The sequence below is a fragment of the Dictyobacter arantiisoli genome, assembly GCF_008326305.1.
GTDB lineage: Bacteria > Chloroflexota > Ktedonobacteria > Ktedonobacterales > Ktedonobacteraceae > Dictyobacter > Dictyobacter arantiisoli.
In genome coordinates this window covers 1-4,604 of record NZ_BIXY01000171.1, presented here as the reverse complement: position 1 = coordinate 4,604, position 4,604 = coordinate 1, and the positions used below count along the sequence as shown (strand labels likewise).

Below are 4,604 nucleotides of genomic sequence, written 5' to 3'. Positions count from 1 at the left end.
AATTGGTCACTGACTTCCCACGGTTTGGTTCGGGCCATCTTGGTTTCTCCTTTGCTTGGGGGATTCGTGTTCCTTTCCTTGTTCTTGATTCTATCATCTCCTTCCACGTTTTCGGATAAGTTCTCACGGGTGGAGGGGCATTGCCATCACGCCCCAAAGCCCCACCAGAGCAGGCGAGAAGGAGAGCCAGTGCGAGAGGGTCGTGGCCCTCCACCCGTGAAGGGTGGCATCTACGGATGGCTCCACGCGCCTTCATTCCTCTTCATGAAGCGGTATGGTAGTGCACGCAAAAAAACGCTTGCAAGCACGCCAGGATCAGTACCCAGACTCCGTCAGCAGGCAGGGAGCTCTTGCTTCACCCCCATTTGTTGGAGTAGGTGGCTTAAGCCATGCTCCTATGGGAGCACCCTGAACCATGAAATTGCTCCCAATTTCAGAAGAAGAATAAATTGAATGTGGTTGCTATTTGCTTGAGGCGTGATTATACTATGCAGTATTCCCCGGACCAGGATCTTGCTGTTCGTGGGTAATACAGTACAAGAATAATAAGATAGCAAATAGGCTGTGTCTGCTTTTATAAGCACACGGATAAGAGATAGAGACAAATCCATGAACCATGAATACGATCTAATCGCTCCATTTTACGATATCGAGCATGCCCACTTTGCCGAAGACCTGGATATGTATCATAATTTCGCTGAGCTGTGCGGTGGAAAAATACTTGAGCTAGCCTGCGGGAGCGGTCGCGTGATGCTTTCATTGGCAGATGAGGGCTATGAGATTACGGGTATCGACAATTCCAGTGAGATGCTGAATATTGCGCGTGAGGCGCTCACTGAGGCTGGCGTAGCGGCACGCTGTACCCTGCTGGAACAGGATCTTTGTGATTTCCATGTGGAGCAGAAGTTCCGTCTGGCAATTATCGCGCTCGGATCGTTTGCGCATATTACCAAACGCAAAGATCAACAACGCGCTCTGGCTGCGGTACGCGCTCATATGAGTCCCGGTGGTACCTTTATTGTGGATATCAGCAACGGTGACGCCCGCTATATGGAGAATCTTAGTGGGCAGGTGCTTCATCAAGGGACCTGGCAGGATGATGAGGGCAATTATTTTACCCATTTTGTCAGTCCCGCTTCGGCAACCCATACACATCAATTGGAGTTGACGCACTTCTATGATCGACATGTCCAGGGCGGCAATGTAGAACGAACTGTGGTAACAACACAACTCTATCTCTTCGAGCGCAGCGAAATGGAATTGTTACTGGAGCAGGCTGGATTCGTTGTCAAAAATGTCTATGGGGATCATGATCTGGGTCCCTATCATATCGAGAGCCCACGCATGATCTTTATCGCCGAAGCGAGATAAATAATAGCATCAAGCAGACAAAGCGAGAAAGGATAATAGAGATGGCACGCCCAACACCTTTACATAAATGGGAACTCGAGATAAGTGAGGCAATCGCCTTGCAGCATGAGCTAGCCCAACAGGTTATTCTGGAAGACCATGTAGGAGAGGTGCATTATGTGGCCGGCGTCGATATGGCAATCAATGAAGAACACGAAGCCGCCCGTGCAGCAGTTGTATTGATGAGCTATCCCGATCTGGAAATTGTCGAACGCCACATCTATGAAGAGCCAATCCGCATGCCTTATGTGCCAGGATTACTCTCATTTCGTGAGGCTCCCAGCGTCCTGGGAGCGGTGGACCAATTGCGTCAACGGCCAGACTTGATCATGGTCGATGGACAGGGCATTGCCCATCCAAGGCGCGTAGGCATCGCCACTCATCTGGGACTCTGGCTCAACATTCCAACGATCGGCTGTGCTAAATCACTGCTAACCGGACATTATGATAAAGAGAAATTGGGTGAAGAGGCAGGTTCCTGGGTGCCACTGATCAGCCGTAAAGAGACCATTGGCGCGGTCGTACGCACTCGCACACGCGTTAATCCAATGTTTATCTCACCCGGACACTTGATCAGCCTGGAAACCAGTATCCGCTATGTACTCGCCTGTGGCGGAGGTTACAGATTGCCAGAACCAACCCGCCAGGCGGACAAACTGTCCAAGGATAACACAACACCTGATAATACCAATGTAAACTTTACTATTAACTACGATTCCTCACCACCCAATACCAAAAACATGAACATTCAAATAAATCAGTTCAAACTGTGGTAACAAACAAACAAAATTATCCTGGTAAGCAAGGCATTCTGCTTATCAGGATAATTATCAGATCCACATATATCAATATTAAGAACTTACAATTTACCTCAAGAAGCCAGATCCGTAACATTTTCTTCTTCCTTCATCTCGCCAAAAGAAGAAGATCCAATACCTAAAATATTCTCCCACATATCCAGCATCTCTAAAAAACCGATCTTTTCAAATCGATAATCAAGAAGGGCAAAATACATTAGCTTGTAATTCCCTTCGAAGCCATCTTCTATTAAATCATTCATAGAACACCCCCTTCTAAAGGTAGACTGGACAACCAGACAACAGTACAGAAAAGTGACCGTTTAAACGGGGACTTTGGTTTCTATTACGAACATTTATTCCTTCACAAGCAGCAAATACTTGTGGTATGCTTCTCCTGGTTGAAAGAAGGAAAAATAACAAGATGAGAGGAACACCGCCTATGATACCGAATCCTATTTTTGTCAGTATTGAGGTAGCACTCCTCTTTATTGCTATCGCTGCTATTATTGGAGGATATATCACAACGTCCAGGCCGCAAGCAGCAGAAGAAGTACAAGAGAGAAGGAGACGAGAAAAGATTATCGCCTTGCTCATTCTTCCCTGTAGCATCCTCTTGCTTGCATGGTGCGTTTTCGATAGCATTAACACGCTACAGCACCCTTTTCCCTCTTCAAACCTGTATATCTTTATCCCCGTCACTGTAGGAATACTTGCGCTTCTCTTACTCATTGCTCGAATTACCGAAATCCTTACAAAGAGAAACCTGCTTGCCCCATTCCTACACGACATAACCAAGGAGGGGAAGTAAGACATAATGAAAGAGAAAAGCAAGAAAGCAAACAGACCATAAAAGCAACAAGATCCAGAAGTAGAACCGATTATTTGAATGCATAGCAACATTCCCTTCTCTTGAGAGACACCCCAAGAACAAACAAGACAACAATACCCTTTAGAAAAGCTCAAGCATTGAGCAGAAGAAATACAGAGAGCATCGAGGAGAAAAAGAAGCCATCCAGCGACAACAACAGCAAAACTCACAGCGGATGTAAATAGACAGGCGCGTGTTACTTGTGTGCGCCTGTGGGCCAGCAGGTGGACAGCCAGCAGGAAACGAGAGCGGCCACCACCCAACCACCCGCAAAAGGGCACACTATCCCTATGGGCTAACAGAATTGTCTCAAGCATGCCTTTTTGAAGGGTATGTTGTGTTGGTCGCCCGCCCTGGTTGGGTAAGCGAGCACTGCATTTTTTGAAGGGTATGTTGTGTTGGTCGCCCGCCCTGGTTGGGTAAGCGAGCATGTCACTTTCCCTTTTTTCTACGTGTGCAGGCGTGCAGGCGTGCAAGAAGTTTTTCGCTTCAAACACGCCTACCTTTTCTGTTTCAGGAAGACCGGATAATCTACGGACATGCGCCGTTTTTGCATGTTTTGTCAAGATGATCATTAAGGCCAAAGTAGACACCTCACATCTATAAAAGTCAGCGTTTAAACGGGGAGTTTCCGTTTAGCTAACGCTTGATTTACACAAATGAGCCAATTCATCGATATCCTGTTTTCGATAAAAGCCCTTGCGCAGTGACTTAATTTCATACTTCGAAATCAAATATTCTGCTTTAAATTTACTCACACCAAGAACTTCACGGACTTGCGCAGATGTATACACGTCTCCTGCATTTTTGTATCGTTCATAGTGCTGAGCAACACCTTCGATATCTTGTTTTCGATAAAATCCTCTCTTGACAGAGTCAATCCCACGACGATACAGAACATCATGGAGTTCACTTTTATGAAGTCCGACCAGATCACATGCCTGATCTAATGTATAAAGCTCAGCGATGTTAAAAGACTGACTACCAGTAGGTTGATCAAGGAAACTTCTCAATTGTTTTATTGCCTTGTTGCGTGAACTTTGAACCGCCTTGTAAGTCGTGTTGTCCTCTTTGCCTATCTCAACGGAAGACTCTGTAGCATACCCGTCCAGGCCAAAACAACGACACACTGTCTCTTTCTGTTTCGCTGTCAACATATCTAAGGCTCGATGCAGCACAGTAAAGGTTTCATCAGAATAAATCGTTTGACATTGCGTCACATTCTCATTGGGAAGAACACTAGCCAATGTCATGTCTGGAACACTCTCAAACAAAGGCGCATCCAAACTTTCGACAGACAGCGCAGGCGCACTTGCAGGTTTACGTATACCGCTGAACCAACAAGCACAATACTGCATAATAGCGTACTTAGCACAACCTCGCATAAACGCAAATGGTTGATCCAGGGCTTTCCAATTCTAAAAAACGGAACAGTAGCCAGTGAGCAAGAGATCAAGAGCCTTGTCATACGATGCATCAAAATAGCGCATCTGTCGGGCAACATTGCACACGCCGACACGATCCAT

At 46.3% G+C, this 4,604-nt stretch carries 4 protein-coding genes and 1 pseudogene; 3 read left to right on the top strand and 2 right to left on the bottom strand.

From position 1 onward, the window contains the following. The first annotated feature begins 609 nt into the window (after positions 1-609). Complete coding sequence (locus F1593_RS27255) at positions 610-1,371, top strand: class I SAM-dependent DNA methyltransferase (protein WP_172632506.1); 762 nt, start codon at positions 610-612, stop codon at positions 1,369-1,371. Positions 1,372-1,412: 41 nt separating this feature from the next. Next, positions 1,413-2,081, top strand: a pseudogene (gene nfi / locus F1593_RS27250) (deoxyribonuclease V); the annotation flags it as partial. Between the two features lie 200 nt (positions 2,082-2,281). Here the strand turns inward: nfi and F1593_RS27245 are convergent. Continuing rightward, the gene (locus F1593_RS27245; RefSeq protein WP_149404703.1) at positions 2,282-2,470 is read right to left on the bottom strand and encodes a hypothetical protein; all 189 of its coding nucleotides are present in this window, start codon (positions 2,468-2,470) and stop codon (positions 2,282-2,284) included. 179 nt (positions 2,471-2,649) lie between these two features. On the opposite strand from F1593_RS27245, the gene F1593_RS27240 reads away from it, so the two are divergent. Next, the gene (locus F1593_RS27240) at positions 2,650-3,018 is read left to right on the top strand and encodes a hypothetical protein (RefSeq protein WP_149404702.1); all 369 of its coding nucleotides are present in this window, start codon (positions 2,650-2,652) and stop codon (positions 3,016-3,018) included. Between the two features lie 695 nt (positions 3,019-3,713). On the opposite strand, the gene F1593_RS27235 is transcribed toward F1593_RS27240, so the two are convergent. Beyond that, positions 3,714-4,436: a hypothetical protein gene (locus F1593_RS27235; protein WP_149404701.1), complete on the bottom strand. Its 723-nt coding sequence runs from the start codon at positions 4,434-4,436 to the stop codon at positions 3,714-3,716. Positions 4,437-4,604: the final 168 nt, after the last annotated feature.